This window comes from Pantoea sp. GM_Pan_4, assembly GCF_026541005.1.
Classification (GTDB): domain Bacteria; phylum Pseudomonadota; class Gammaproteobacteria; order Enterobacterales; family Enterobacteriaceae; genus Pantoea; species Pantoea dispersa.
In genome coordinates this window covers 629,721-651,080 of the sequence record NZ_JALNUZ010000001.1, presented here as the reverse complement: position 1 = coordinate 651,080, position 21,360 = coordinate 629,721, and the positions used below count along the sequence as shown (strand labels likewise).

The window sequence follows — 21,360 nt, the reverse complement described above, 5'->3', positions numbered from 1 at the left end:
CCTGTAGACGCGTCGGCAGTGCCGACTCAGGCCTCTGTCAGCGGCAGGCGCTGTTCAATAATACCGCCACCAAGGCACACGTCACCGAGGTAAAATACCGCGGACTGGCCCGGAGTGACGGCCGCGACCGGCTCATCGAAACGCACTTCAATGCGATCGTCGCCGTGCGGAATGATCTCGCAGGGAATGTCGCTCTGACGATAGCGGGTTTTCACCGTGCAGCGTAGCGCAGCGGTCACTGGCTGGCGATCGACCCAGTGCAACTGCTGTGCTATCAGGCCCACCGACATCAGGCGTGGATGATCGCCGCCCTGTGCCACAATCAGCGTATTGCGCGCGACATCTTTGTCGACCACATACCACGGATCGTCATTGCTCTCTTTGCGTCCGCCGATGCCCAGCCCTTTACGCTGACCCAGGGTGTGATACATCAGCCCCTGGTGTTCACCGACCACTTCACCGTCAACGGTTTCGATGACGCCCGGCTGAGCCGGCAGGTAACGACCGAGGAAGTCGCGGAATTTACGCTCGCCGATAAAGCAAATACCGGTGGAGTCTTTTTTCTTCGCCGTAATCAGATCGAGCTGTTCGGCGATGCGGCGCACCTCAGGCTTCTCCAGTTCGCCGACCGGGAACAGGCTCTGTGCAATCTGCTGGTGGCTGAGCGTGTAGAGGAAATAGCTCTGATCTTTATTGCCGTCGAGACCGCGCAGCAGCTGGCTGGTGCCATCGACATCGGCACGGCGCACATAGTGGCCGGTGGCAATGTAGTCTGCGCCGAGATCGTCTGCAGCGAATTCGAGAAACGCTTTGAACTTGATCTCTTTGTTACAAAGAATATCCGGGTTTGGCGTGCGTCCGGCCTTGTACTCTTCCAGAAAGTGCTCGAATACGTTGTCCCAGTACTCAGCGGCAAAATTGATTTTGTGCAGTTTGATGCCGAGCTTGTCACACACGGCCTGTGCGTCAGCCAGATCGTCAGCGGCGGTGCAATACTCCTCGCCATCGTCTTCCTCCCAGTTCTTCATGAACAGGCCTTCAACCTGATAGCCCTGCTGCTGCAGTAACCAGGCGGAAACGGAAGAATCGACGCCGCCGGACATCCCGACGATCACTTTTTTCTGGCTGTTGTCAGACATGACGCACTCTTGATTACGATAAAAACAGGCGGCGCATTCTATCACGCGGAAGCGTTGTGCGCACCCTCATGAAACGGCCACTGATACGGGGCTATCAGCTGCAGCGGATAGCGGGCCCCCTGCTGCCACAGCCGCACGCTTTCGGCCACCAGCGGCGAACGCAGCGTCTCTGCGCTGAGAATCTGCGCGGGCGACAGCCACCAGCAGCAGTCAATATCGTTGTCGTGTGGCGTGGTGGTAACGGTGGCAGGCAGATCGAGGCCAAACAGAAAACGCACAAAAGGTGTATGGTCCGGGGCGATCCACTGCTGCACGCCGAGAAAATAGTCGGGCTGCGCGCTGATGCCGGTCTCTTCGTACAGCTCACGTTGCGCGGCTTCCAGCAACGTTTCATCGGCCTCAAGATGACCGGCTGGCTGATTCCAGGTAACGCGGCCGTCAACGCGCTCTTCCACCACCAGTAATTTGCCCTGCGCGTGCACCATACAGGCGACGGTTACATGAGGTTTAAACATCGTTCCTCCCAAATAGTTAACCTGACGTTATCGAAATGTATAAATTACGTCCGGTCGCTGATGTCGCGCCATTCGCCCGGTGCCAAATCCTGCAGCTGGTAATCACCCATGGCAAAACGGATCAGGCGTAATGTCGGAAAGCCAATGTGCGCCGTCATCCTTCGGACCTGGCGATTGCGCCCTTCATACAGCGTGATTTTCAGCCAGCAGGTGGGGATGGCTTTACGCTCGCGAATCGGCGGGGTACGCGGCCACAGCCACGCGGGTTCAGGCACCACTTCTGCGCCCGCCGGCAACGTTGGGCCATCGTTGAGGGTGATGCCACTGCGCAGGCGGGATAAATCTGATTCCTGCGGCACGCCTTCCACCTGAACGTAATAGATTTTGCCGGTGCGCTTGCCCGGCTGCGTCAGCTGCGCCTGCAATGCGCCATCGTTGGTCAGAATCATCAACCCTTCGCTGTCGCGGTCGAGACGGCCTGCGGCATACACCTCGCTCACCGGCACAAAATCTTTCAGCGTGCGGCGGCCAGCCTCATCGCTGAACTGCGGCAGAACATCGAAAGGTTTGTTAAAGAGTATGACGCGACGCGGACCTTTTGGCCGCGTGTCACGCCGCGCGGGCTGGCGCGCCGGGGCAGCAGGGCGCTTATGCTGGTGAATTCGTTGAGAAGTTTTTCGCATGGGCTTTGCAGTTGGTAACAATCGGCGCATTATAGCGCGAAACTGCGGTGATTGGCGTGGCGGAAATATTCAAGTAGTATTGACGCGCATCTTACAAATCATTAACAAAAAATCGCTCGAAGGAGAGGTTAATGGAAAGCAAAGTAGTTGTTCCGGCGGAAGGTCAAAAAATCACCCTGGATCAGGGCAAACTGAATGTCCCGAATAACCCGATCATCCCCTACATTGAAGGTGACGGTATTGGGGTTGACGTTTCCCCGGTGATGCTGAAAGTGGTTGATGCCGCTGTGAAGAAAGCCTACAACGGCGAGCGAAAAATTTCCTGGATGGAAATTTACACCGGCGAAAAATCCGTCGAACTCTATGGCCAGGATGTCTGGCTGCCGCAGGAAACCCTCGATTTAATCAAAGAGTACCGCGTAGCCATTAAAGGCCCACTGACTACCCCGGTAGGTGGCGGTATTCGTTCCCTGAACGTGGCACTGCGCCAGGAACTGGATCTGTACGTGTGTCTGCGTCCGGTACGTTACTACAAAGGCACGCCAAGCCCGGTTAAACGTCCTGAAGATACCGACATGGTGATCTTCCGCGAAAACTCCGAAGATATCTATGCCGGTATCGAGTGGAAAGCCGGTACGCCGGAAGCGGACAAAGTGATCAAATTCCTGCGTGAAGAGATGGGCGTGAAGAAAATTCGCTTCCCGCAGCAGTGTGGTATTGGCGTGAAGCCGTGTTCAGAAGAGGGCACGAAACGTCTGGTGCGTGCCGCGGTTGAATACACCATCACCAATGACCGTGATTCCCTGACGCTGGTGCACAAAGGCAACATCATGAAGTTCACCGAAGGCTCTTTCAAAGACTGGGGCTACCAGCTGGTGAAAGAAGAGTTCGGCGGCGAGCTGATCGATGGCGGTCCGTGGATGAAGTTCAAAAACCCGAACACCGGTAAAGAGATCATCGTTAAAGATGTGATTGCCGACGCCTTCCTGCAGCAGATCCTGCTGCGTCCAGCCGAGTATGACGTTATCGCCTGTATGAACCTGAACGGTGACTACATTTCTGATGCCCTGGCGGCACAGGTAGGCGGTATTGGTATCGCACCGGGCGCCAACATCGGTGACGAGTGCGCACTGTTCGAAGCCACCCACGGTACGGCACCGAAGTATGCGGGCCAGGATAAAGTGAACCCAGGTTCCGTGATCCTGTCTGCAGAAATGATGCTGCGTCACCTGGAGTGGTTCGAAGCGGCTGACCTGATTGTTAAAGGCATGGAAGGCGCAATCGCTGCCAAAACCGTGACCTACGACTTTGAGCGTCTGATGGACGGCGCTAAGCTGCTGAAATGTTCAGAGTTTGGTGACGCGATCATCGCGAATATGTAATTTGCCCTGAGCAAATGCAATATGAAAGGGAGCCGCAGGGCTCCCTTTTTTATGCTGGCAGCGGGAAGGACTTCATGTCACCGCCGGTTTGCCATGCATGACGACTGTGCGATGCGTGGCTTTATTCCGCCGGAGGCTGTAACTGACCGATCTGGCTATCGCGCGCCTGCGATAAACGCCAGAAATCATTGCCGGCCGGATGCTGGTAAATCCGCAGCGAAAACTGACCGACAATGGCGTAGATGAATTCAAATATCGCCGACTGGGAATTCTCGTAATCGACCCACAGCACCGAGGAGGTAAAGCAATAAACCTCTACCGGCAATCCCTCCGGTGAGGGTTTCATCGCGCGCACCACGATATACATATCTTTTTTAATATCGTCGCGCTGCGCCAGCCAGGCGGTGAGATAGTGACGGAACACCGTGAGGTTGGTAATGCCGTTTTCGGCAAACCAGCGGTCACCGACCACGCTGCTATCGCGGCCATCCATCAGGATTGAAAGCTGCTCACTGACGCCGCGAATCTGGCTCATCTGCTGCACCATTTGCTGATCGAGAAAGCGAATCGAGGTCTGGTCGAGATGAAAGCTGCGCATGATACGCCGCGCGCCGGAGGAGAACATCGCCTGCCAGTTGGTGTAGGTTTCAGTCAGGAAATTTTTGGTCGGGATGCGCGACAGCGTGTTGTCCCAGTTGCGGATGGTAATGGTATGCAGAGCGATATCAATCACTTCACCGCTGATGCCGTTATCCGGCATTTCAATCCAGTCGCCAAGCTGCAGCACATCGTTCGATGACACCTGAATATTGGCCACCAGCGACAGCAGGGTGTGCTGAAACACTAACATCAATACCGCCGCGACCGCACCCAGACTGGAGATAATGATCACTGGCGATTTGTTCGACATGATAGCCAGAATCATGATGGCGGAGATGATGTGCACCAGGATCTTACCGATCTGGATATAGCCTTTTATCGAGTGGTTCTTACGCTTCGACTTACGCGAATAGGAGTTATTAACGATCTCCAGCACTTCGTTAAAGAACAGCGACAGATAAACAAAAAACAGAATGCCGCAGATGGTTTTCACCGCGATCAGCAGATGCTCGGGCAGGTCCGGCATAAACTGCAGCAGGTAATAGACGGTGATCACCGGAATAAAATTCGACAGCTTTTCTGAGAGCCGGACGTCTTTATCCAGCGGCACCTGGTTTTTATGCGTGCTGAAGAACACGCGACGCACCACTTTCACCACAAAGAACTTACAGATCAGGTGGGTGACCATGCCGACAACCAGCAAAAGCAGCAGGCTGAAGGTGGCGGAGAGAACGGTGTTGCCTTCAATAAACGTTTGTATGTCGCGTAAGTAATTCATTTTAACCACATGCCGGCCGGTTGAGGCGGGAATTCAAACATAAAGCGGCTACGGACGATAAGCGACGCGTGCGCAATAGTGTTGCTACGAGACCAGCGCTTTGCGCGCCGCCTCGGCAAGAAAATGGCTGCGGCTGCTGTAGCGCGCATTATTACTGACCATCTTATCGATCTTCTCAATCAGCAGATGCGGCATAGTGATATTGATGCGCTCGGATTTGCCCAGATAGCGGGTGACATCAATATCAACGTAGATCCACACGCCGGGCTGGCTAAATTCACGCTGCCAGTGCTGCGCCGGCTCCGGAATCAATAAGCCTTTCTCCGCCATCAGTTCAAAGTGGGCATGCAGCGCAGATTGCGCATCCTGCAGCGTTTGCTCGGGCGTATCACCGGCAAAATAACAGCCGGTGACATCCGGGAAATAACCACTGGCCGAGCCGTCAGCGTCAATCTCTACCAAAGCGGGAAACAGCATCATGTCACCTCTGAGCAAGCGGAATAAAACCAGCATGGATCAATCCAGCCTGGCGTCTTTCAGAATCTGCATCAGCGTGCCTGTCTTCATATCCTTCTGCGGATGCGGCACGGTGATCAGATGAGCAAAATCCGGGTGCGAGAACTGATGATGACTGCCGCGTATGCGCTCCAGCTTCCAGCCATTCTTTTGCAGCAGTTTAATCAGCGTCGCGCTCTTCATCGGACTTCCTGTAGGTGAAATTATACACACAATACACACTGATGCAAGGCGGTCTCTGCCATCACATCGGCGGGTCATGGCCAAACTAACCGGGACGGCCGCGACAGGCACCCATTGATGCTGCGTTCTGCGTGCTGTTTTCCACGGCTTTTTCCCGCTGCGATAGTGGTTTGCGTAAAACTTTGAAATAGTTAACATCCCGGCACCGGCGCGCGTGCCATTTGCGGGCTGAACCGCTATCTTCAGCCTTCATCAATCCGGAGGTGCTATGCAAGGTGTGATCAAGTTTGTAAAAGGCTGGCTGATTTTTTCCCTGCTGTGGGGCATTTTCATGTGGTTTGTATCCTGGCAGGCACAGGGCAAAACGCCGGGCATGATGATTGTCATGAGCCTGTATGCCGGTTTGATTTATCAGGCATTAATGACCATGGTGGCGCGTTATAAAGCGCGGCGCGCACAGGCCTGATTATTCACAACTGCCGACATAGCTTTGCGTCGCGCTGACGCTAATTTGCATGCCATCCGGCAAGCTGAGCGCTCACTAATCAGCGTGTAAGGCGGGCAGGATGGGAAGAACGTTACTGACGGGATGGTTTTTTTTGCTGCTATCACTGGCGGCCAGTGCACAATTACCGGTGGGGCCTGTGGTGATAGCGGGGCAGCATGGGCGCCACCTTGCCGGGCACAGCAGTACGGCAGATGTCGCCGAGACGCCGGATGAACATATTCAGGAACGACGGGACGGCGTGCCGCAGCGGCATTGAGTATCGGGGCCGCACGGGCCCCGATCGCCGGGGATTATTTACGGCCCAGCAGGAAACCGACAATCACGCCGATGCTGGCGGCAACGGCCAGCCCGGTCGCCGGGTTGTCGCGTACCGATCTCACCACGCAGTCTGCTGCATCCTGCACCGCATAACTGGCCTGCGCCGGATAGCGTCGCGCGGCACCGCGTGCCTGATGGCGGCGTGAACCGGTGAACTCGCCAAATTTTTCCTGTACGGCACCCGCCGCTTCATTCAATTTTGCTTCCGCTTTATCGGTCATATTGACTCCCTGAGAGTGGTGAATGTCTCTTTCAGCGTAGACAGAGAAGTGCAGACCGGCAACCTGGTGGCTTTTCAGGATGTAACAGTGGTTTGCAGGAATCGGCATTGCTGTCCATACCTGGTAAGGACCACGTTAAGCTGCGCCAACCTCACGCAGCGCTCACTGAACGGAGGAGAAATGAAACGCGATATCCTGAATGAAGACGATTACGATGAAGTTTGCCGGGTGATTGGCGATGCGGTAATTGTCCTTTCCGAGTGCGGTCATGAAACCAGACGGGAGGAGATTGCCCGTTTGCTGCAGCGTACGCGCCACGATCGCGCCCACGACGAACGCGATGAACAGCGTATGCTGGAGCACGCGATTCGTCTGGTACGGCCGTAAGAGCAGGGCGTCACGCGGACGCCCTCACTGCTGGTCGCGATACGCCGGGTACCAGCTCACCAGGAAGTGGCGCAGATGATCAAAACACCATTCGGCATCGTCCGCCTGCTGGCAGTAATAGCGAATGGTGACCTTCTCATAGCGGCGATGGCGCTGCTGCAGCGGCGACCAGCTCCAGTCCAGCACCGCGCGCGCATAGTTGACCAGCGCGTCACGCGGCATGCTGTGCTGCTGCTCCTGGCGGCGCAGATACATCTCAAAGAACTGATCGAGGCTCTGTGTTTCTTCGCTGCTACAGTCCAGCGTGGGGCGGAACGCCACATCGAGAAAGCCGCACACGCCATCTGCGCGCTGCTGCCAGTCACAGGCCAGCGTCATAAACAGGCCATCCTGCAGATTGACCTCTTCCAGCAGACGACGCAAATTTTCAGAATGTTTACCGGCGGCGATCTCATCAATGCGATCGGTTTCCAGCGTCAGGTCAAAACCGCACGGGTTGACCGAGCCATCCGCGTCTCGGGTGGCCGGAAAGGGGAAATCGATATAACCGTTATTGTCCAGACTCTTTTCCATAATGCAGGTCCGCAGCATGACAAACGCTGACAATAAACCATCTGCGCGCGCCACGCACGGCTTATGGACACGTCCAGGTAATCATGGTGTTACGCGCCGGGTTGATCAGGCGGAACTGCTTGTCGCTCAGCCGCTGTGCATAAAAGCCTTCCGGCGTCACGGCAGATGGAACATAGCGGAAACGGTCGGTGGAGTGCAGTGCGCCGCTGCTCAGCGTTACGCCATCGCGCGCCACCGAAAACGAATTCACTAAATCGAAAATGCGCCCTTCGGTGTGGCCCAGCGGCTGACCATAGAGCGTTGCGACCTCGCCGGGGCAATCGATGCCTTTCGGCGTGGAGCTGCAGCCAGCCAGCAGGATAAGTGTGAGTAGAAAACTGAGTCTTAACATGGTCCTGTTCCTGGTGCATTCCCTGATTTATGCTGGCCTGACGATGCGCGCCACTGATCCGATCATAGCATGTCTGACGCCACTGCCCATTTGCCATTTGTTTAATCGTTAAGCGGTAAGCATGTAAAGGGGTGACTTTGCTAGCAGATAAACGTTATTCTTGCCAGCGTTGCGCACCAGGTAAGCAAAACAAGGGTAAATCCATGAGAGAAGAAGAAGCCAGTTTAATGATTCTTCAGCACGCGATTGATAAGTTAGACGCCGACAAAAAACAGCAGGTGATGAACTGCGTGACGGCGATCCATGAAGTTATGCAGCGTTTCGATCCAGACGATGCCGGACTGGCGCTGATGCTGGTGGCCGCGCAGGTCGCGGCAGAGTAGCGCCATCCCATCCCGGTCTTAACCATTTATTTCACCCACCAGCCAGCGGTGAATCACCCGCACCATATATTGCTGCTGCTCTGCCGTTAACGGCTGATGCGCAGCAATGCCATGCCATTTTGCCAGACAGCCGCGGCAGCAGGTTGCCGTGGCGTGCTGGGCGATAAATACCGGATGGCCGCGCATTGGCGTCTGTTTGCCATCATTCTTTGGTTCGGCTGCGGCCAGCCTTTGCTGGATAAAATCGGCCGCGTGTTGGTCGATCACCGCCGGGCCTTTCTCAATACAGTACTGTCGCTCTTTCGCGCCTAAATGGAAGCGGCGGCGAAACGGCGATTGCGCCAGCCGCGCGAATAATGCCTGTTCGTCTCGCATAACATCCTCCTGACGCGATCTTAGCGCATTTAACTTAACTCGTTACAAAGATATCCCGAACGCATAAAACCTCACAAAATCAGTGATGTGGAGGCGTTCTTCCTGCTCGCACTGGCTGACCCGCGGTCACAGATTACCGCACCGGCGGCGGTTGTATGTTACCCTCTGGCCAATTAAATTCCTGTAAAATCATGATCTAACCTCAGTGGAGAACACCCATGAAGGCGATAACCCTTGCTGCGCTCCTGATGGCCTGCCAGATTGCCCCCGCGTGGAGCGAAAGCGAATTCCAGATCACCTGCCCGGGCCGCCCCACCATGACGGTATCGCGTGCCGCTTACGGGCTCAGCACGCTGATGTGGCCAACCCGGCATTTCCAGATTGCCGCCGGGCAGCAGCGCACGCGTCTGCAGGACGGCGATAAGGTCGCCATTACCCGTTTCCGCAATGGCGATCAGTTGATCGTGAATAAAAACAGCGGCGAAACCTTTTTCGTCTACGCCGACAGCGATAAGCTGTTGCCATGCAACCGCACGGAAAAACGCGATGCTGATATTCTGTCGCTGGAACGCTACGACGACCGCCAGCACCCCTCTTCATAATGCCGCCAAAAGGAGCCGACCATGCAATTAAGCGTTACGGATAGCGTCACGCATCAGGATCTGGATGAAATGCGCCTCGGCCTGAACGCCTTCAACAGCCGCTTTATTGATATCAATGAGATGAAAGCCATCGGTGTGTTCATTAAAGACGGCGCCGGGAAAAAGCTGGCGGGACTGACGGGCTCAACCTACGGCAACTGGTTACGCATTGATATGCTGTGGGTCAGCGATGGGTTACGCGGGCAGGGCGCCGGCAGCCAGCTGATTCAGGCTGCCGAACAGGAAGCCCGCGCACGCGGCTGCCGTTACGCGCAGGTGGATACCGCCAGCTTTCAGGCGCGGCCGTTTTATGAAAAGCTTGGCTATACGCTACGTTTTAGCCTTGATCACTACCCGCGCGAACATCAGCGTCACTATCTGAGCAAGACTCTGTAATCACAGCAGTGGCTGCTGGCGCAGGTCCAGCGGCGACTGTTCCGCTTCATCAATCGCGGCCAGCCAGCTCTGTAAATCGACCTTCGCCCAGGAGAGATGCCCGCGCGTGGTGCTCATCAGCACCACATCCGGACGCAGCGAGCGGTACAGCTCCAGCGACTGCTGCAGCTCCGCAGGATTACTGTCCGGCACCAGCACGCTAATCCAGCGATGGTAATCCCGCGTCAGGGTGTCGCCGACAAACAGGTAGGTCTGGCCGAGCGGTGAGTGATACAGGTAGCTGCAGCTGCCCGGCGTGTGGCCCGGCGTGGGCAGCAGGTGAAAGTCGCCAAAGTGCACGTCCTGATGCATGAAGGTTTCGTCCGGCTCAATCACCAGGCTCACCGGGCCGAGCGATCGGCTGTGGCAATACAGCGCACTATTGAAGCGCTGCTGAATGGCCCGCGCGCCCGGCGCGGCTTCGTGCCAGTGGGTAAAATAGTGGCGAATCACGCCGCCCGCGTCCGCGAGCACTTCATGATCCAGCAGCTGCTCAACGCGACCAATCAACAGGTTGCCGCGCGGATGGCGCAGCATAAACCCGTGCATCATTAAATCATTTGCCGTCTCTTCGGCGGGAAATTCCGGCGTGGAGATCCACAAGTCTTCGTACAGCGGCTTCAATAGCGGTCTCCTGCGGCAACACGTCAGCGCAACGTCGGATGGCCGGTAAAGGCTAACCGCGCGGCGCCCTGGTCAATCTCAAGCGTGGCGCTGGCGCCGAGCGGCAGCGTCACGGTATCGGCATCATGGCCAAACGGCAGATCGCTGATCACCGCAATCTGGTACTCATCACGCAACCGCTGCCACACCGTGGCGAAATCAAAGCCGTTGTCGTAATCGGACAGGGCGGTGCTGGTGAAGCTGCCGGTGACAATGGCGCGCTGGCGCGCCAGAATACCGCTCTGCTGCAGCTGAATCAGCATACGCTCAATGCGGAACGGATGCTCATTCACATCCTCGATCACCAGAATGCCGTCTTCAATCTGCGGCAGCCACGGCGTGCCAATCAGGGAGCAGATCATCGCCAGATTGCCGCCCCACAGCGTGCCCTGCCAGCGGCCGCGATCCGGACTGGCGCTGTGCCACGCCAGATTGACTGTAGGAGATGTTAGCGCCTGCCAAAAGTGGCTGACGGTAAATTCAGATAAAGCCTCCGCGCCAAAATTGCCGGCCAGCATCGGTCCGCTGAAGGTGATCAGCCCGGTTTGCGCCAGCAGCGCCAGCTGAATAGCGGTGAAATCACTGTGGCCGCACAACGCGACAGGCTGATTAAGCAGGCGACGCTGCAGCGCCACATAGTCGAGGTGATCGAGCAGGCGAGAGGCACCATAGCCGCCGCGCACCGCCAGTACGATATCCGGCAGCGACGCCAGCGACGCCAGCGCATTCACATCCTGCAGGCGCTGCGCGTCATCACCGGCAAAACGCTGCCAGCGGCGCGTAATGGCTTCCGGGTTTTGCAGTTGATGGCCCTCCGCCTGCAGGCGCTCCACCGCGCGCCGGGCGGCGTCCTGATTGTGGCAATAACCGGAAGGGGCGATGAGGCGTATTGAACGAGGGGCGAGCATAACTTCCATCCTGCTGTCTGTTGGCCTGCCGATGATGACGAAATGCGTTACCGAAGTCACGGTAGCACAAGGTTTTTTACGTATTTAGGATAAACGGTAATTTTACCTTTTACCGTCATGGTTATGATAGCTTGCGCCAATCTTATAGCGGAACCGAAAATCATTGAAAATTCGACTACTTATGCTGTCTGCTTTGCTGCTGGCTGGCTGTGCCAGCGAGCCGGAAAAACCGGTGACGCCGGAGAAGAATACGCCATTAACCCAGGCGCCGCCGTCGAAAGTGAATGATGCATGGTCACTGTTTACCGAAGATGCCGCCAGTCATTATGGCGTTGATGAGAAGCTGATCAGCGCCATTATTAGTGTCGAATCCGGGGGCAACCCAACCGTGGTAAGCCGTTCTAACGCGGTCGGGCTGATGCAGATCAAAGCCGCCACCGCCGGACGCGAGGTGTATCGCGCACAGGGACGCCACGGCCAGCCGAGTAACTCCGAACTGCGCGACCCGGCGAAAAATATTGATATCGGCGCGGCCTATATCCGGATTCTGCAGGATTCCGCCCTGGCGGGCATTCGCGATCCGCTGACGCTGCGCTATGCCACCATTGTTTCCTATGCCAACGGTGCCGGCGCGCTGCTACGTACCTTCTCGCGCGACCGCGATCGCGCCATTGCAATGATCAACGCCATGACGCCGGATGAGTTCTACCAGCACGTGCAGAACAAGCATCCGGCCGCCCAGGCGCCGCGCTACCTGTGGAAAGTCACCACCGCCTATCGCACCATCGGCTAATGCCGCTGGCGGGACTCAGTGCTGTGCGCGCTCTGCCGCAGCCTCATTTGAGGCATCGCTGAGGTTAATGCGCGGCAGCACGCCGCCGGTGAACTCCACGCGGCGCATCGGGAAGGCGAAACGAATCTGTTTCTGCTCCAGCTGCGCCATCAGTTGCAGGTTAATCTCCTGCTGAATGTCCATGTATTTGTTGTAATCGGCGCTCAGCACGAAATAGACCACCTCAAACGTCAGCTGCGATTCGTCAAACGACAGGAAATGGGCGCGATCAAAACGCGTGTCCGGCACGCCTTCAATGATGCGTTGCACCATGCCGCCAATCTGCCGCACTTTCTCCGCCGGCGTGCCGTAATTAATCCCGAACTTAAACACGATGCGTCGCTGCTGCATGCGTTTGTAGTTGTGGATGGTTTGCTGCAGCAGAATAGTGTTGGAGCAGACAATCTGTTCGCCGCCGAGACTGCGCAGCCGGGTGGTTTTCAGGCCAATGTGCTCAATGGAGCCAGCGATGTCGCCGAACACAATAAAGTCGCCGTGCTCAAAGGGCTTATCGAAGCCAATCGCCAGCGAAGCGAACACATCGCTCAGCACCGTCTGAATCGCCAGCGCGATGGCGATACCGCCGACGCCGAGGCTGGCCACCAGCGCGGTGATATTGATCCCCATATTGGAGAGGATCGCCAGCAGCATCATTACCCACACCACGACGCGCAGCAGAATACCGAGGATCACCGTGGTGACCGGATTGCGCACGTGCAGCGGATCGCGCAGCAACGAGTGCAGCCACAGGCGAATGCCGCCGTCAATCCACAGCGTGAGCTGCAGAATCAGCGCCAGGAACCAGCCGTGGGCGATGGCGACGCTCCAGCTGTCCGGCAGGTCGACAAATTTCAGCGTGATCAGCAGCGAGAAGATCAGCAGCAGCAGCTGACTGGTGCTGCGCAGAATCTCCACCAGAATGCCGGTGAAGCGCACGTGGCGCTGTTCGCTGTAGTGGGCGATACGGTTAGAGACAAAACGAATGACGGTGCGCAGCAGCCAGTAAACAATCAGCGTGCCGAACACAATGATGGCGCTATTAATCCAGAAGTTTTGATTGAGAAAGATAAGTTGTAAACGATGGGCAGAAAGCCAGTTTTCCATTGGGGAGAATCTCCTTGCTGGGAGCCGGTGAAAAGAATGTGCAAGGAGAAAGCATAGACTACGCTGGCGTCGCGCGGGACGCCGGCGGTTTACTGGAAGCGATTGGCCTTGTCGCGCGCCAGCCGTTCCAGCGCAAAAATCACCTGCTGCAGCTGACGCTCCTGCACCGGTTCGATGGCGGTAAAACGGAAGCTGAGTCGCGGCGTGATGCGGGTTTCGTTCTTGCTGGTCACGGTGCTGCGCTCGCCGATGTGCAGCAGCTGTGCGGTCACTTCGAACTGGCCATACTCGCCCAGCTCAACGCGCAGCTTTTTGAAGGTATCGCCACGGTTAAGACCTTCCGGCAGCGCCTCATCCAGCAGCACGCCGACGCCGCCGAGCGACAGATCCTGCAGGCGAAAGCGCGCGGTGCTGCCGTCCGGCCACTGGCTGTGGCAATAAAATACCGGTTCGAGCGGCGCGTTGACGCGAAAGAATTCCCGGCGCTGAATCTGCCACACCAGGTCGGGCAGCGCGGCGGCAAAGGCGGGCAGGCCGTCATAATCGATGCGGGTTAATCCCTGCAGCCCAAACTCCACTTTGGCACCGTGGGTTTCGGCCGCAATATTCACTTCGCCACCCTGCAGTGCCAAATCATTGTCCAGCGCGTTGCTGCCAAGATCAAAAACCACCCGATCTTCATCCGCGGCCAGCAACCGGCTGATGAACTGACCACGGGAGAAATTGACCATCAGCAGGGTTTGATAACGCAACAAATCCTTCATCACGTTCAACACCGCCAGCGTACCGCGCTTGAGATATTGTTCTTTATCGGCGTCTTTCACGTCCTGCTCCACCTGTCCGATTGCTATTTTACGAGTGCCACTGCTCTTCGTCGGTTATCGACCGGGGCGGTAAAAGCTTTAGCCGGCGTGAACGAATTCATCATGATGTTGATGTAGCAGAGAAAAAATTCCCGGCTATACTTAGCGCGATGAACACCTTGATTCATAACGTAAGGAGCAGCAAATGGGTATTCTTTCATGGATTATTTTTGGTCTGATTGCCGGGATTATCGCTAAATGGATCATGCCAGGTAAAGATGGCGGCGGATTTATTTTGACCGTGGTACTCGGGATTGTCGGTGCGGTGGTGGGCGGCTGGATCAGTACCCTGTTCGGCTTTGGCCGGGTTGACGGCTTCAACTTTGGCAGCTTTGTGGTCGCGGTGATCGGTGCCATTGTGGTGCTGTGGATCTACCGTAAAGTCCGCAGCTGACGCCAAATCACGATTCAACAAGATCCGCAGTCCCGTCCGGGGCTGCGGATTTTTTTATGTCGTCAGAAATCGTAGCCGATTGTGGCGGTCAGCGTCCGCTCCGCGCCGCGATAGCAGTAACCGGTGCCGTAGCAGGCTGCCAGATACTTTTTATCCGTCAGATTGCGGGCATTCAGCTGCAGCCAGGCACCTTTCAGGCTCGACTGCCACGCGCCCAGATCGGCGCGCAGTGAGGCGTCAAACAGGGTCACCGACGGCAAACGGGTGGTGTTTTCGTTATCGGCCCACTGGCGGCCAATATAGCGCACCCCGGCACCCGCGCTCAGGCCGTAATCAAACTGATAATGCCCCCACAGCGACGCCATGCTATTTGGCGTGACGTACGGCGTATGGCCATCGTTGCCGTCCACGGAATCCTTAAAGCGCAGATGGTTGAGCGTATAACCGGCGACGGTGCTGAACCGTTCGCTCAGCTGGCTGCGCGCCTCCAGTTCAATGCCCTGTGCATGCACTTTGCCGGACGGGGTGTAGGTGCCGTCCTGCACGTTACGGTTGGCCACATCGTTCTGCGTCAGATCGTACAGGGCCACGCTGTAGAGATCGCGCGTGCCGTTCGGCTGGTATTTCACCCCGGCTTCATACTGTTCTGAGGTGGTCGGTTTTAGCTGATTCCCGTCGGGATCGGTCAGCGAAGCCGGGGTAATCGCCTGGCTCCAGCTGACGTACGGCGACACGCCATTATCAAAGGCGTACAGCAGCGCGGCGCGGCCGCTGACGTGATCGTCCTGACGACGACTATTGCCATTCTCTGACACGATGCGGTCATAGCGACCAGACAGATCCAGATGCCAGCGCTGCCACGCCATCTCATCCTGCAGATAGAGGCCGCTCTGATAGTAGCGGCGCGTCTGCGCTGTCCAGAGGTAATCCGGCTGGCTGCCGATGGCCTCGCCGTTCCAGGCATTCAGCGGTGAGGCAGCGCCGCTGGCGTCGCTCAAATCATTTTTATAGCGGTGATACTCCGCGCCGAGCGTGACGCGATGCTGCAGCGCACCGCTGGCAAACTCCGCCTGCAGCTGGTTATCGGTCGCCCATGCGCTGAGCGAAGAGCGCTCACCGGAGTAGTAGCGGTTGAGCAGGTCCGGATTGTCGCTGTTCCAGCCAATCTGGTACACCTGATCAAGCGCCACGTTGGAATGGCTGTAGCTGCCGGTGCTGTGCACCGACCATACCTCATCGAAACGGTGCGAGAAGTCGTAGCCGTAAATCTGCTCATGACGTTTGAACTGATCCAGCGCGCTGTCGCCCTCATAAAAACCGTCGCTCAGCCAGCGGCCATTGTGGCTGTACAGCGTGCCTTCCGCCGGCACCGAGCCATGATAGCCGCCTGAGGGATCCTTTTCCAGATAAGCACGCAGCAGCAGGCTGGTGTCTTCATCCGGCTGCCACAGCAGCTGGGGTGACAGCGCGTATTTCTCTTCGCGCGTGTGGTCGTACTGGGTATCGCTGTTGCGCGTGATGCCGGTCAGGCGGTACGCCCATTGATCGTTAATCGCGTCGGTGTAATCAAAGGCGGCGCTGTTACTGGCATTGCTGCCGGTGGCGAAGCGTAAATGGCCCTGTGAAGCAAACTGCGGCCGCTTCGTGACCATGTTCACCAGCCCGCCTGGCACCGTCTGACCATAAAGGGCAGAAGAGGGGCCTTTAATTACGTCGATGCGGTCAAGGAACCAGTTATCCACCTGCAGGATGTTGAAGCTGCCGCCGTCGCTCATCACGCGCAGACCGTCAAGGAAGGTGTTGTCGACGTCACCGCCGTGGAAACCGCGCAGCGAAATGGTGTCGTAACGCGTGGCCGCGCCACTAAAGTTGGTGAAAACCCCCGGGGTATAGCCCAGCGCCTGGTTCAGATCCTGCGCGGCCTGATCGTCAATCTGCTGACGCGTCACCACGGAAATGGACTGCGGCGTGGTGACGAGTGGACGATCGCTTTTCGTGGCGCCGCTGCGGGTGGCGAGATAGCCCGTCGTGGGCGAGGTGGCGCTCTCCTGCGGCTGTGCGGTGACCACCAGAGAGGGTTCGGCAACGCCGAGTGCCGGAAACGCCAGCGCCAGCGCGCACAGCAGCCGGCCACGGTTGAGGGGGTAAAGCGCGGTCATAATGATTCCTTTGGCAGAGAACAAAAGCCGCACCACACCAGCGCGGCGGCTAACGATGAGAAAAAGAGTCATTTTAAGATTGAGAATTATTATCTTTTAGTAAGGGGTGTTTCAAGGTGTAAAAGATAAGTAATGGAAAAGTGTGATGCGCAGGGGATGCCGCAGCGCCGGGCATGGTCATCGCCTGGCTGTGGCATCGGGCCTGAGAAGCAGGTGCGCACGGCGGCGCACCTGACGTCAGGGTTATTTCGCCGCGTTTAGCGTCGGCATTGATGGGATGTCGCGCGTGCTGTTACAGGTTTTATCTTTCGGACAATACTTATCCAGCAGCTTCAGCGTTACGCCGTTGGTCCAGCCAAAGCCGTCCTGCAGCGGATACTCACCGCCGCCACCACCGCCCAGTTGGGTACCGTCGACCACATACTTCTCGACCAGCTTGTGCTCGCGATCGTAAGTTTGCTGCACATTTTGCAGGAAGCGCTGACCGATCTGCTGTGCCAGCTGGTTCTGCTTGTAGTGCTCCAGACCTTCGACCGCTACCCACTGCAGCGGGGCCCAGCCGTTAGGCGCATCCCACTGCTGGCCGTTGTTTACCGTCGTGGTGACCAGCCCGCCTGGTTTCAGCAGCTGTTTTTCCACTGCGGCAGCGGTGCGTTCCGCCTGTTTGTCGCCCGCCAGCTGCATATACAGCGGGAACAGCGTGGCGGCGGTGAGCTGATTGTGCACCTGCTTTTTCTGGACATCGTAGTCGGCATACCAGCCCTGTTTGTCATCCCACAGGTAACGATTGATCGCCGCCTGGCGCTTCTCTGCATCCGCCGCAAACTGCTGCGCTTTGTCATTCTGCTTTGCCTGCTTCGCGGCTTTCGCCAGCGTCTGCTCCAGGTGGAACAGCAGGCTGTTGAGGTCCACCGGGGCCAGCTGGGTGGTGCGAATCGAGGCCAGATTGTGCGCATCGGTGAACCAGCGTGAGCTGAAGTCCCAGCCCGAGGCGGCGCCCGCGCGCAGATCGCGATACACCTGCTGTTTATTGCGCTCAGGCGCTTTTTTCGCGGTGTTGACATCGTCCAGCCAGGATTCGGTGCGCGGCACGTCACGGTCATCCCAGTAGCGATTGAGCAGGGTGCCGTCGCTCAGCTTCACCACGCGCTTGCTCGCCTGGCCGGCAGCCACCTTATCGCTGTCCGCCATCCAGTAATCATACTCTTTTTGCAGCTGTGGCAGATACTGGCGGTAGACATCATCTCCCTTGTGGCTGGCCAGCAAATCCACCATCAGGCTGAAGAACGGCGGCTGCGAGCGGCTGAGATAGTAGCTGCGGTTACCGTTAGGGATGTGGCCGTACTTGTCCAGCTCGCTGGCGAAGTTATCCACCATATCCTGCACCCGATCCCAGTGGCCGCTCTCTGCCAGCCCGAGCATGGTGAAGTAGCTGTCCCAGTAATAGACTTCGCGGAAACGCCCGCCCGGCACCACGTACGGTTTCGGCAGTGGCAGCAGCGAATCGTACTGGCTGGCCGTTGGCGTGCTGCGCGTCAGCACCGGCCACAGGCCATTAATGTGCGCGCGCAGGCTCTGGCCGGCGGGCGGCACGTATTTATCCTGCGCTTTGGGCAGGATGAAGTTGGTGTCCACGAAGCGCCTGAGATCGAAATTACGCTGATTTTTCTGCATCTGCCAGTCGGCGAGAATCGACGCCGGGTCATATTTGGGGACCGCATCGGCAAAGGTTTTCTGGTCCGGATAAAATCTGGCCTGCTGCACGGCACTGAATAGTGGGCCGAGTCGCACATCCGGCGGCTGCGGCTGGGCGCTGAGCATGCGGCTATTATCCTCAGCGTGCACAGCAGACGCGCTCAGCAGCGCCGCGCTGAGCAACAGGGTAAGACGCGCAGGCGTAAACACTACATTTTTTATCATCGGTTTTTCTCCTTGTCCGAAAAGGTGGTGCGCTAACGCATTGACCACCCGAACAACTTTAGACGTTAACGCGCCGCTTAGCCTTTTGCAGCGGCGGAAATGTGAAGCCTTCGCGAATAATCGCCGGAAAATTGCGGTGCCGCGCGGGTTTTTACTTGCCCTGCGCCGCTATTTGACTGAGGCTGAAAGAAAAAAAGGAGAGCAGTATGGAGATCATCTGGTATCACCCGTCACTGAATCCGCAGCCGTGGCTGGACGGCATGCGCCAGCGACTGCCGGAAGTGCGCATCCGCCACTGGCAGCCGGGCGACAGTGCGCCTGCCGACTACGCCATTGTGCGATCGCCGCCGGTGGAGATGCTGGCGGGACGGGCGCTGCGTGGCGTATTCGCCATGGGGGCCGGCGTGGACGAAATTTTGCGGCAGCTGCGCACGCACCCTGAGATGCTGGCTGCTGCGGTGCCGCTCTACCGGCTGGAAGACACCGGCATGGCACGCCAGATGCAGGAGTATGCGAACTGGTGCGTGCTGGGCTGGTTTCGCCGCTTCGCCGACTATCACCAGCAGCAGCGACAGGCGCTGTGGCAGCCGCTGCCGGACCGCGAACGTGCTAATTTTACCATTGGCGTGCTGGGGGCAGGCGTACTTGGCCGTAGCGTGCTGGAGAGCCTGCGCCAGTGGGGCTTCCCGCTGCGCTGCTGGAGCCGCTCGCCGAAGCAGATTGCCGGTGTCACCACCTTTCACGGCCGCGACCAGCTGGCGGATTTTCTCGCTGACAGTCAGGTATTAATTGATTTGCTGCCCGCCACGCCGGAAACCAGCAACCTGATCGATGGCACGTTTCTTAGCGCGCTACCGCGCGGCGCCTGTTTCCTCAACCTCGCGCGCGGTGCGCACGTGGTAGAGGCCGATCTGCTGGTGGCGCTGGAGAGCGGTCAACTGGCCGCCGCCGCGCTGGACGTATTCTAGGTGGAACCGCTGCCGGCCGCGAGTCCGCTGTGGTCTCATCCGCGTGTCATGATTACCCCGCATAATGCCGCCACCACCTTGCCGCATGAGGCGATGGACTATATCGCCGGTGCCATCACGGCACTGGAGCAGGGCCAACAGCCGCGCGGTCTGGTCGATCGCCAGCGTGGCTATTAATTCAGCAGAGGAGAAGAGGATGTATCCCGTCGATTTACATATGCACACCGTGGCCAGCACCCATGCTTACAGCACGCTGCACGATTACGTCGCTCAGGCGAAACAGAACGGCCTGAAGCTGTTCGCCATTACCGATCACGGTCCGGACATGGCCGATGCGCCGCACTACTGGCATTTTGTCAATATGCGCATCTGGCCGCGCGTGATTGACGGCGTCGGCGTGCTGCGCGGCATTGAAGCCAACATCAAAAATCAGCAGGGTGAGATTGATTGCAGCGGGCCGATGCTGGATGCGCTGGATTTGATCGTCGCCGGCTTCCATGAGCCGGTCTATGCGCCGCGCGACAAGGCTCACCACACCGAAGCGATGATCGCCACCATGGCCAGCGGACTGGTACACATCATCAGCCATCCGGGTAACCCGAAATTCCCGGTGGATATTCGCGCCATCGCGGAAGCCGCCGCGCACTACGATGTGGCGCTGGAGATCAACAACTCGTCATTTACCCATTCGCGTCCGGGCAGTGAACCTAACTGCCGCGCGATTGCGGAAGCGGTGCGTGACGCCGGTGGACGGTTGGCGTTTGGCTCTGATTCGCACACCGCCTTTACGCTCGGCGATTTCGAACACTGCCTGCGTATTACGCGCGAAGTGGATTTTCCGCAGGATCGCGTGTTAAATGTCACGCCGCGTCGCCTGCTCGACTTTCTCGAACAGCGCACTGGCAAACACATTGCGGAATTTGCCGACTTTTAACTTTTTTGCCTCAAGGAATTCTGTTGCATGAATGAGTTTTCCATTCTCTGCCGCGTCATCGGCTCGCTGTTTAATCGCCAGCCGCAGGACCCGCTGCTGGTGCCGCTGTTCACCCTGCTGCGCGAAGGCAAACTGAAAGATCAGTGGCCGCTGGAGCAGGATGAACTGCTGACCCGGCTGCAGCAGAATAGCGATCCGCAGGCGCTGGCGGCGGATTACAACGCGCTGTTCGTCGGCAGCGACTGCAGCGTACCGCCGTACGCCTCACAGTGGCCGAACGGACCGCAGGAAGCCGAGGTGCGGGCGTTTTTAACCTCACGCGGTATGCCACTGAGCGAGTCGCCGGCCGATCACTTTGGCGTGCTGCTGCTGGCGGCCTCCTGGCTGGAAGATCAGTCTGCGGAAGATGAGGCGGCGGCCCAGTTGGCGCTGTTCGATGACTACCTGCTGCCGTGGTGCGGCGCCTTCCTCGGTAAAGTGGAAGCCCACGCCACCACCGCGTTTTATCGCACGCTGGCGGCGCTGAGCCGTGAGGCGATTCAGGCGATGTATGACGAACTGCGTGAAGAGGGCGACGACGCCTGAGT

General features: G+C 57.7%; 26 protein-coding genes and 1 pseudogene. 11 read left to right on the top strand and 16 right to left on the bottom strand.

The window, feature by feature from the left end; all coding sequences use genetic code 11:
• Positions 1-26 precede the first annotated feature (26 nt).
• Genes mnmA through rluE form a run of 3 tightly spaced genes read right to left on the bottom strand, consistent with a single transcriptional unit; the run spans position 27 to position 2,367 of the window.
• Positions 27-1,139: a tRNA 2-thiouridine(34) synthase MnmA gene (mnmA, locus tag OXR61_RS03190; protein ID WP_058780735.1), complete on the bottom strand. Its 1,113-nt coding sequence runs from the start codon at positions 1,137-1,139 to the stop codon at positions 27-29.
• Between the two features lie 41 nt (positions 1,140-1,180).
• Positions 1,181-1,654 carry an NUDIX hydrolase gene (locus OXR61_RS03185; RefSeq protein ID WP_267410747.1) on the bottom strand — a complete coding sequence of 158 codons (474 nt, stop codon included), beginning with the start codon at positions 1,652-1,654 and terminating at the stop codon, positions 1,181-1,183.
• A gap of 44 nt (positions 1,655-1,698) precedes the next feature.
• Positions 1,699-2,367 (bottom strand): 23S rRNA pseudouridine(2457) synthase RluE, encoded by a 669-nt coding sequence (gene rluE, locus OXR61_RS03180; protein ID WP_072208614.1) that lies wholly within the window; start codon positions 2,365-2,367, stop codon positions 1,699-1,701.
• A gap of 101 nt (positions 2,368-2,468) precedes the next feature.
• Between rluE and icd the strand changes: the two genes are divergently transcribed.
• Positions 2,469-3,719: an NADP-dependent isocitrate dehydrogenase gene (gene icd / locus OXR61_RS03175; protein WP_010617214.1), complete on the top strand. Its 1,251-nt coding sequence runs from the start codon at positions 2,469-2,471 to the stop codon at positions 3,717-3,719.
• A gap of 121 nt (positions 3,720-3,840) precedes the next feature.
• On the opposite strand, the gene OXR61_RS03170 is transcribed toward icd, so the two are convergent.
• The 3 genes from OXR61_RS03170 to OXR61_RS03160 all read right to left on the bottom strand — a co-directional run bounded on the left by OXR61_RS03170 (position 3,841) and on the right by OXR61_RS03160 (position 5,796).
• Positions 3,841-5,097, bottom strand: coding sequence for a mechanosensitive ion channel domain-containing protein (locus tag OXR61_RS03170; protein WP_267410746.1), 1,257 nt, complete (start codon positions 5,095-5,097; stop codon positions 3,841-3,843).
• A gap of 84 nt (positions 5,098-5,181) precedes the next feature.
• The gene (locus OXR61_RS03165) at positions 5,182-5,574 is read right to left on the bottom strand and encodes a type II toxin-antitoxin system HicB family antitoxin (protein WP_267411252.1); all 393 of its coding nucleotides are present in this window, start codon (positions 5,572-5,574) and stop codon (positions 5,182-5,184) included.
• Positions 5,575-5,613: 39 nt separating this feature from the next.
• Positions 5,614-5,796: a type II toxin-antitoxin system HicA family toxin gene (locus OXR61_RS03160; RefSeq protein ID WP_058757609.1), complete on the bottom strand. Its 183-nt coding sequence runs from the start codon at positions 5,794-5,796 to the stop codon at positions 5,614-5,616.
• Between the two features lie 268 nt (positions 5,797-6,064).
• On the opposite strand from OXR61_RS03160, the gene OXR61_RS03155 reads away from it, so the two are divergent.
• Entirely contained in the window at positions 6,065-6,262 is a 198-nt protein-coding gene (locus OXR61_RS03155) for a DUF6404 family protein (RefSeq protein WP_021506369.1), read from the top strand.
• 332 nt (positions 6,263-6,594) lie between these two features.
• Here the strand turns inward: OXR61_RS03155 and OXR61_RS03150 are convergent, their stop codons facing one another.
• The gene (locus OXR61_RS03150) at positions 6,595-6,843 is read right to left on the bottom strand and encodes a DUF883 family protein (RefSeq protein ID WP_021506368.1); all 249 of its coding nucleotides are present in this window, start codon (positions 6,841-6,843) and stop codon (positions 6,595-6,597) included.
• Between the two features lie 180 nt (positions 6,844-7,023).
• Here OXR61_RS03150 and OXR61_RS03145 point away from each other — a divergent pair, with 180 nt between their 5' ends.
• Positions 7,024-7,230: a DUF2767 family protein gene (locus OXR61_RS03145; RefSeq protein WP_021506367.1), complete on the top strand. Its 207-nt coding sequence runs from the start codon at positions 7,024-7,026 to the stop codon at positions 7,228-7,230.
• Positions 7,231-7,254: 24 nt separating this feature from the next.
• Here the strand turns inward: OXR61_RS03145 and OXR61_RS03140 are convergent, their stop codons facing one another.
• Both OXR61_RS03140 and OXR61_RS03135 read right to left on the bottom strand, forming a co-directional pair.
• Positions 7,255-7,803: a hypothetical protein gene (locus tag OXR61_RS03140; RefSeq protein WP_058757703.1), complete on the bottom strand. Its 549-nt coding sequence runs from the start codon at positions 7,801-7,803 to the stop codon at positions 7,255-7,257.
• Positions 7,804-7,864: 61 nt separating this feature from the next.
• The gene (locus OXR61_RS03135) at positions 7,865-8,194 is read right to left on the bottom strand and encodes a hypothetical protein (RefSeq protein WP_267410740.1); all 330 of its coding nucleotides are present in this window, start codon (positions 8,192-8,194) and stop codon (positions 7,865-7,867) included.
• A 203-nt stretch (positions 8,195-8,397) separates the two neighbouring features.
• Between OXR61_RS03135 and OXR61_RS03130 the strand changes: the two genes are divergently transcribed.
• The gene (locus tag OXR61_RS03130) at positions 8,398-8,577 is read left to right on the top strand and encodes a hypothetical protein (protein ID WP_031279245.1); all 180 of its coding nucleotides are present in this window, start codon (positions 8,398-8,400) and stop codon (positions 8,575-8,577) included.
• Between the two features lie 18 nt (positions 8,578-8,595).
• Here the strand turns inward: OXR61_RS03130 and OXR61_RS03125 are convergent, their stop codons facing one another.
• Complete coding sequence (locus OXR61_RS03125) at positions 8,596-8,952, bottom strand: DUF4186 domain-containing protein (RefSeq protein WP_010617204.1); 357 nt, start codon at positions 8,950-8,952, stop codon at positions 8,596-8,598.
• Between the two features lie 218 nt (positions 8,953-9,170).
• Between OXR61_RS03125 and OXR61_RS03120 the strand changes: the two genes are divergently transcribed.
• Together OXR61_RS03120 and OXR61_RS03115 are read left to right on the top strand one after the other, a co-directional pair.
• A complete protein-coding gene (locus tag OXR61_RS03120) occupies positions 9,171-9,554 on the top strand; it encodes a hypothetical protein (RefSeq protein WP_058757612.1) in 384 nt (127 codons plus the stop codon).
• Positions 9,555-9,575: 21 nt separating this feature from the next.
• Complete coding sequence (locus OXR61_RS03115) at positions 9,576-9,989, top strand: GNAT family N-acetyltransferase (protein ID WP_058757613.1); 414 nt, start codon at positions 9,576-9,578, stop codon at positions 9,987-9,989.
• Here OXR61_RS03115 and OXR61_RS03110 read toward each other — a convergent pair whose 3' ends face one another.
• Positions 9,990-10,652 carry an MBL fold metallo-hydrolase gene (locus OXR61_RS03110; RefSeq protein ID WP_260641332.1) on the bottom strand — a complete coding sequence of 221 codons (663 nt, stop codon included), beginning with the start codon at positions 10,650-10,652 and terminating at the stop codon, positions 9,990-9,992. It lies immediately after the preceding gene.
• Positions 10,653-10,675: 23 nt separating this feature from the next.
• The gene (gene ldcA, locus OXR61_RS03105) at positions 10,676-11,599 is read right to left on the bottom strand and encodes a muramoyltetrapeptide carboxypeptidase (protein ID WP_058776494.1); all 924 of its coding nucleotides are present in this window, start codon (positions 11,597-11,599) and stop codon (positions 10,676-10,678) included.
• A 163-nt stretch (positions 11,600-11,762) separates the two neighbouring features.
• On the opposite strand from ldcA, the gene emtA reads away from it, so the two are divergent.
• Positions 11,763-12,392, top strand: a complete 630-nt coding sequence (gene emtA, locus OXR61_RS03100) for a membrane-bound lytic murein transglycosylase EmtA (RefSeq protein ID WP_072208977.1) — start codon at positions 11,763-11,765, stop codon at positions 12,390-12,392.
• A gap of 15 nt (positions 12,393-12,407) precedes the next feature.
• Here the strand turns inward: emtA and OXR61_RS03095 are convergent, their stop codons facing one another.
• Positions 12,408-13,535, bottom strand: a complete 1,128-nt coding sequence (locus OXR61_RS03095) for a mechanosensitive ion channel family protein (RefSeq protein ID WP_088517699.1) — start codon at positions 13,533-13,535, stop codon at positions 12,408-12,410.
• Between the two features lie 89 nt (positions 13,536-13,624).
• Entirely contained in the window at positions 13,625-14,359 is a 735-nt protein-coding gene (locus tag OXR61_RS03090; protein WP_021506356.1) for a flagellar brake protein, read from the bottom strand.
• Between the two features lie 184 nt (positions 14,360-14,543).
• Between OXR61_RS03090 and OXR61_RS03085 the strand changes: the two genes are divergently transcribed.
• Positions 14,544-14,792, top strand: a complete 249-nt coding sequence (locus OXR61_RS03085) for a GlsB/YeaQ/YmgE family stress response membrane protein (RefSeq protein WP_021506355.1) — start codon at positions 14,544-14,546, stop codon at positions 14,790-14,792.
• Between the two features lie 62 nt (positions 14,793-14,854).
• Here the strand turns inward: OXR61_RS03085 and OXR61_RS03080 are convergent, their stop codons facing one another.
• Together OXR61_RS03080 and treA are read right to left on the bottom strand one after the other, a co-directional pair.
• Complete coding sequence (locus OXR61_RS03080) at positions 14,855-16,951, bottom strand: TonB-dependent siderophore receptor (RefSeq protein ID WP_021506354.1); 2,097 nt, start codon at positions 16,949-16,951, stop codon at positions 14,855-14,857.
• Positions 16,952-17,194: 243 nt separating this feature from the next.
• Positions 17,195-18,871 (bottom strand): alpha,alpha-trehalase TreA, encoded by a 1,677-nt coding sequence (treA, locus tag OXR61_RS03075; protein ID WP_021506353.1) that lies wholly within the window; start codon positions 18,869-18,871, stop codon positions 17,195-17,197.
• Positions 18,872-19,077: 206 nt separating this feature from the next.
• Between treA and ghrA the strand changes: the two are divergent.
• The 3 genes and pseudogenes from ghrA to OXR61_RS03060 all read left to right on the top strand — a co-directional run bounded on the left by ghrA (position 19,078) and on the right by OXR61_RS03060 (position 21,358).
• Positions 19,078-20,016, top strand: a pseudogene (gene ghrA, locus OXR61_RS03070) (glyoxylate/hydroxypyruvate reductase GhrA).
• A 19-nt stretch (positions 20,017-20,035) separates the two neighbouring features.
• On the top strand, positions 20,036-20,773 hold the full coding sequence (locus OXR61_RS03065) for a phosphatase (RefSeq protein WP_021506351.1): 738 nt from the start codon (positions 20,036-20,038) through the stop codon (positions 20,771-20,773).
• Between the two features lie 27 nt (positions 20,774-20,800).
• The gene (locus OXR61_RS03060; protein WP_021506350.1) at positions 20,801-21,358 is read left to right on the top strand and encodes a molecular chaperone; all 558 of its coding nucleotides are present in this window, start codon (positions 20,801-20,803) and stop codon (positions 21,356-21,358) included.
• Positions 21,359-21,360: the final 2 nt, after the last annotated feature.